Source organism: Homoserinimonas sp., assembly GCF_056262345.1.
The window spans coordinates 1-5,193 of sequence record NZ_JBACFR010000114.1 but is presented as its reverse complement, the minus strand read 5'-3'; the positions used below and the strand labels follow the sequence as shown (position 1 = coordinate 5,193).

The window sequence follows — 5,193 nt, the reverse complement described above, 5'->3', positions numbered from 1 at the left end:
CGCCCAGACGGGGCAGATCGCCGATCGCATCCGCGCTTCATCCGGCGCCGAGGTCGAGATCATCAGCATCACGACCGAGGGCGACACCTCCCGCGCCTCGCTCTCCAGCCTGGGGGGCACTGGCGTCTTCGCCAGCGCCCTGCGCGAGGCGCTGCTGGCGGATGAATGCGACCTCGTAGTGCATTCGCTCAAGGATCTCCCGACCGCGCCCGCCGAGGGACTCGTCATCGGAGCTATCCCCAAGCGAGCGGATGCCCGCGATGCATTGATCGCCCGAGACGGACTCACTCTCGAATCTCTCGCCGAGGGCGCCACCGTGGGCACAGGGTCTCCGAGGCGCATCGCTCAGCTTCGGTCGCTGCGGCCCGACCTCGATATTCGTGACATTCGCGGCAACATCGATACCCGCATCGGATTCGTCACGAACGGCGAACTCGACGCCGTCGTGCTTGCTGCCGCTGGACTCGGCCGGCTCGGACGCCTCGACGTCGTCAGCGAGTTCTTTGAACTGAGCCACAACCCCACGGCACCGGGGCAGGGCGCTCTCGCCCTCGAGACCCGGCAGAAGATTCCTGGCGATCTTGCTCGCGTGCTGCAGGGGCTCGACCATCAGACAACCCGGCTCACCGTGCTCGCCGAGCGCGAGGTGCTTGCCAGGCTCGAGGCAGGCTGCGCCGCTCCCGTCGGGGCCACAGCCCTGATCGACTCCGACCTCCTCCTCCTGACGGCGACCGTGTACAGCGTTGATGGCAGCCAGAAGCTCACGGCGTCGCACGGCGCTGTGCTCGACGGCTCGCCCGCCAACCGCAACGCCGAGGCGATCGAACTTGGTCGGAGAGCGGCCGACGAGCTGCTGTCATCGGGTGCGGCCGAGCTCGCTCCGCTCTCTTAGAACGTCATGGTCACGGATCGCGCCGCCTCGATGACGGGACGGCGCGTTCTCGTACCACGCGGCGGCGACCTGGGCCGCCGTCTCGCCGAGCTGCTCACCGAACGCGGTTGTGAGGCCGTAGTGGCTCCCGTCATCGATTTCGCTCCGCCTGCCGACCCCGCGCCGCTCGCTGCCTCCCTCCGCACCCTTGCCGAGGGCGGTTACGACTGGCTGGCCGTGACCAGCGCGACCACCGTGCCCGTCCTCGCGGGCATCCGCCTGCCCTACCACACCCGGGTTGCCGCGGTCGGCGGGGGAACCGCGCTCTCTCTGCACTCCTCCGGCTTTCGGGTCGACTATGTGCCTTCCGACGACCAATCCGCGCGGGGGATGCTGGCCGACTGGCCAGGGGGAGGCTCGAGGGTGCTGATCCCTCAATCCGAGATTGCCGCGCCGACCCTCGCCGAGGGGTTGCGCGCCAGGGGGCTCGAGGTCGACGCCGTAACCGCCTATCGCACTATCGCTGTCGCCCTGCGCCCGGACGTGGTCGCCATGGCCGCAGCGGGCGCCCTGAGTGCCGTCGCGCTGACCTCGGCGAGCGTCGCACAGCAGGTAGCACGGCAGCTACCGCCCGCAGCACTCGCGCGCACCCTGATGATCTGCATTGGTGAGCCCACCGCCCGGGCTGCGAGAGCATCCGGACTCATCGTTGCCGCCGTCGCATCCCACAGCAGCGCAGAAGGTCTGGTCGACGCCGTCGAGGCTTCGGTTATCGGCGACTCTCCACGCGAGGGCTTCTAAACTGGATGACATGACTCTCGGCCCCGACATCCGTCCGCGCCGCCTCCGCACGACACCGGCCATGCGCCGCATCGTCTCAGAGACGCGCGTTCACCCCAGCCAACTGGTTCTGCCCATGTTCGTGAGGGAAGGCATCGACGCCCCTCAGCCGATCTCGTCGATGCCGGGCGTCGTGCAGCACACGACAGAGAGTATGAGAGGCGCCATCGTCGAGGCCGCGGCGGCGGGCATCGGTGGCATCATGCTCTTCGGAATCCCGCTGCTCAAGGATGCGGTCGGATCCGGCGCCACCGACGAGAACGGAATCCTCAACGTCGCCACCCGCATCGCGGTGGAAGAGGCGGGCGACGCCCTGCTCGTGCAGACGGATCTCTGCCTCGACGAGTTCACTGACCATGGTCATTGCGGGGTACTCAGCTCTGACGGCAGGGTCGACAACGACGCATCGCTGGAGCGGTACCGAGAAATGGCGCTCGCCCAGGCTGCAGCAGGATCCCAGCTCTTGGGGCTCAGCGGAATGATGGACGGGCAGGTCGCTGCCGTCCGCGACGAACTCGATGCCAACGGGTACCTCGATACGGCAATTCTCGGCTACGGGGCAAAGTATGCCTCCGCCTTCTACGGCCCCTTCAGGGACGCTGTCGACTCCAGCCTGCAGGGCGATCGCCGCACGTACCAGCAGGATCCCGGCAATCGACGGGAGGGGCTGCGAGAGGCGATGCTCGATTGCGAGCAGGGTGCCGACATCGTTATGGTCAAGCCGGCCATGAGCTACCTGGATGTTCTCGCCGACGTTGCGGCCGTGAGCGATATCCCCGTATGGGCCTACCAGGTCTCGGGGGAGTACTCGATGATCGAGGCCGCCGCGGCCAACGGATGGATCGACCGCGAACGAGCGATCGACGAATCGCTCATTAGCATTGTGCGGGCCGGGGCCGACGCCGTGCTCACCTACTGGGCTGTCGAGTACGCCAGAATCCTGCGGTAACGCTCTGGCCTCCGCCGCCGTTACCCGCCTGAACCACGCAATCGCCATCAACGGAGAGACCTCAATGTCTACGAACCTCGAATCGTTCAGCTCGGCCAAGGCTCTGATCCCCGGCGGCGTGAACTCACCCGTTCGAGCCTTCGGCTCCGTCGGTGGCACGCCGCGCTTTCTCGTCTCCGCGCGAGGCGCGTATGTGACGGATGTTGAGGGTCGCGACTATGTGGACCTCGTCGCGTCGTGGGGCCCCGCCCTGCTGGGGCATGCGCATCCGCAGACCGTGGAGGCCGTTAAGCAGGCGGCCGAACGCGGGCTCTCGTTCGGCGCGTCAACTCCGGGGGAGACCGAGCTGGCTCAGCGTGTCATCGACCGCCTCAGCCCCGCAGTGGAGAAGGTTCGCCTCGTCTCCACGGGCACCGAAGCCACGATGACGGCCATTCGCCTTGCCCGGGGCTTCACCGGGCGCGATCTGCTGGTCAAATTCGCCGGCCACTATCACGGGCACTCCGACGGACTGCTTGCCGAGGCGGGCTCTGGCATTGCGACCCTTTCTCTCCCCGGCTCGGCCGGCGTGCCAGCGGCTGTCGCAGCCCAAACGCTCGTGGTGCCCTACAACGACCTCGATGCTCTGCGCATCGTCTTCTCCGAGCACGGCGACCGCATTGCCGCCGTTATCACCGAGGCGGCCGCGGCGAACATGGGGGTCGTTGCCCCCGACGCTGGCTTCAACGCCGCGCTCATCGACCTGGCCCATGCCCACGGTGCCCTCGTTATTCTCGACGAGGTGCTCACGGGTTTCCGGGTCAGCGAAGCGGGATGGTGGGGTCTCGATGGCCGCGACGGGTCGCCCGCGTACACGCCAGACCTCTTCACCTTCGGCAAGGTTATTGGCGGCGGGATGCCCATGGCAGCGATCGCCGGCTCCGCCAAGATCATGGACTTTCTCGCGCCCGTCGGGCCGGTCTACCAGGCCGGTACGCTCAGCGGCAACCCGTTGGCCGTCGCCGCGGGCATCGCCACGCTCAAGGCCGCTGACGCTGCGGTCTATCAGCACCTCGACCACACCGCTGCCATCATCGCGTCGGCAACCTCAGAGGCGCTGTCCCACCACGGCGTGGCTCACTCCGTGCAGACGGCCGGCAACCTGTTCTCGTTCGCGTTCCGCGAGGAGGCTCCCCGCACCTACGACCAGGTCAAGCAACAGGACGCGTTCCGCTATGGACCGTTCTTCCATTCGATGCTCGAATCGGGGGTCTCGCTGCCTCCCTCGGTCTTCGAGGCCTGGTTCGTCACCGCAGCCCACGACGACACCGCCGTCTCGCGCATTCTTGATGCTCTCCCAGCAGCGGCGAAGGCTGCTGCAGCCGCCACCGCATCCTGAGATCTGTTTTGGCTAGCCCGCCTCGGCTGTGGCTAGCTAGAGCACATCAATCACGGCCTGCACCGGCTCGTGGTCGGAGGCTGCACGCCCCTCGAACCGCGCAGTATTGATGGCGCCCACCTTCACGTCGATGCTGTCGGAGACCATCAGCCAATCGATGCGCCGCCCACGTGGGCTCGGCAGCTTGTAGTCAGAGAACGTGGGGCCCGCACCGCCCAGCCGCTTGTCGGCGACCAGGAGAGAATCTCGGAGCCCTGCGTTCAGCAGGATGCGATACGGCGGCTTGCCGGGCACCGTATTGAAGTCGCCCATGAGAATGACGGGATGCTGGCACTCCGAGACGAGGCTCGCCACATACTCTGCCGAGGCGACTCGTGAGCGCTTGGAGGTGTGGTCGAAATGGGTGTTGAACACGACAAAACGTTTGCCCGTTGCCATGTCGTCGAACTCGGCGGTGACGACGATGCGGGGCACGAGGTTGCCCCACCCTCGTGATCCGGCAGTCTGTGGGGTGGGGGAGAGCGCGCGCTGGGACCAATCGATCAGGGCGAGCCGCGTGGAATCAAAATAGAGCGGGCATCCCTCGCCTTTTCCGTCTGCGGCTCGCCCATGCCCGACGATGCGAAAATCCGGTCCCATCATCTCTGCGATAGCCCGGGCCTGGCTCGCCATGGCCTCCTGGGTTCCCAGAATTGTCGCACGCTCCGCATGCAACATGCGTTCGACGAGGTCGCGTCGCACTGGCCAAAAGTCGGGGCTTCCGTGCCGAGACATCGTGATGATTCTGCGCACGTTGTAACTCATCACGTGCAAATAGGGAGCGCCCACGGGGCCAATCAGTGGCCTGTCGCCACCGACCCGCCGCGTGAGCATAACCATGTCAACGGCTCCCGCGTGCTCCGCGCTTGCGGCCCGCTGCGGCAGGCCCACCGCCCTGGGGCTTTTTTGCTCCGCGCTGAGGGGGTCGTTTGGCCTTGGTCTTCTTCGTCGGTGGCGGCGGCGCTGTCGGAGCCTCGCCTCGCGAGCTGCTTGCCTTGCGCCCCCGCACAATGCCCACAAAATATTCGACGTCGGGCGACGTGGACTCCGTAGGCCAGGCAATGGCGATCTCGGTCTCTGGCGCATCGCTCACGGGGATCGCCTCAACATCTTTGC

Annotated in this window: 5 protein-coding genes and 1 pseudogene; 4 read left to right on the top strand and 2 right to left on the bottom strand. The window is 66.7% G+C overall.

Translation table 11 applies throughout. From position 1 onward, the window contains the following. From hemC to hemL, 4 genes are all read left to right on the top strand, one after another. Nucleotides 1-892, top strand: an 892-nt coding sequence (hemC, locus tag AC062T_RS05835) for a hydroxymethylbilane synthase (protein WP_476028257.1), incomplete at its 5' end; no start/stop codon positions are given. Between the two features lie 6 nt (nucleotides 893-898). Further along, nucleotides 899-1,672: a uroporphyrinogen-III synthase gene (locus tag AC062T_RS05830; RefSeq protein ID WP_476028255.1), complete on the top strand. Its 774-nt coding sequence runs from the start codon at nucleotides 899-901 to the stop codon at nucleotides 1,670-1,672. A gap of 10 nt (nucleotides 1,673-1,682) precedes the next feature. Further along, nucleotides 1,683-2,660: a porphobilinogen synthase gene (hemB, locus tag AC062T_RS05825; RefSeq protein WP_476028253.1), complete on the top strand. Its 978-nt coding sequence runs from the start codon at nucleotides 1,683-1,685 to the stop codon at nucleotides 2,658-2,660. Nucleotides 2,661-2,724: 64 nt separating this feature from the next. Next, nucleotides 2,725-4,038, top strand: coding sequence for a glutamate-1-semialdehyde 2,1-aminomutase (gene hemL / locus AC062T_RS05820; RefSeq protein ID WP_476028251.1), 1,314 nt, complete (start codon nucleotides 2,725-2,727; stop codon nucleotides 4,036-4,038). Nucleotides 4,039-4,074: 36 nt separating this feature from the next. Here the strand turns inward: hemL and AC062T_RS05815 are convergent, their stop codons facing one another. After that, complete coding sequence (locus AC062T_RS05815; RefSeq protein WP_476028249.1) at nucleotides 4,075-4,917, bottom strand: endonuclease/exonuclease/phosphatase family protein; 843 nt, start codon at nucleotides 4,915-4,917, stop codon at nucleotides 4,075-4,077. Nucleotide 4,918: 1 nt separating this feature from the next. Further along, nucleotides 4,919-5,193, bottom strand: a pseudogene (locus AC062T_RS05810) (LysR family transcriptional regulator); the annotation flags it as partial.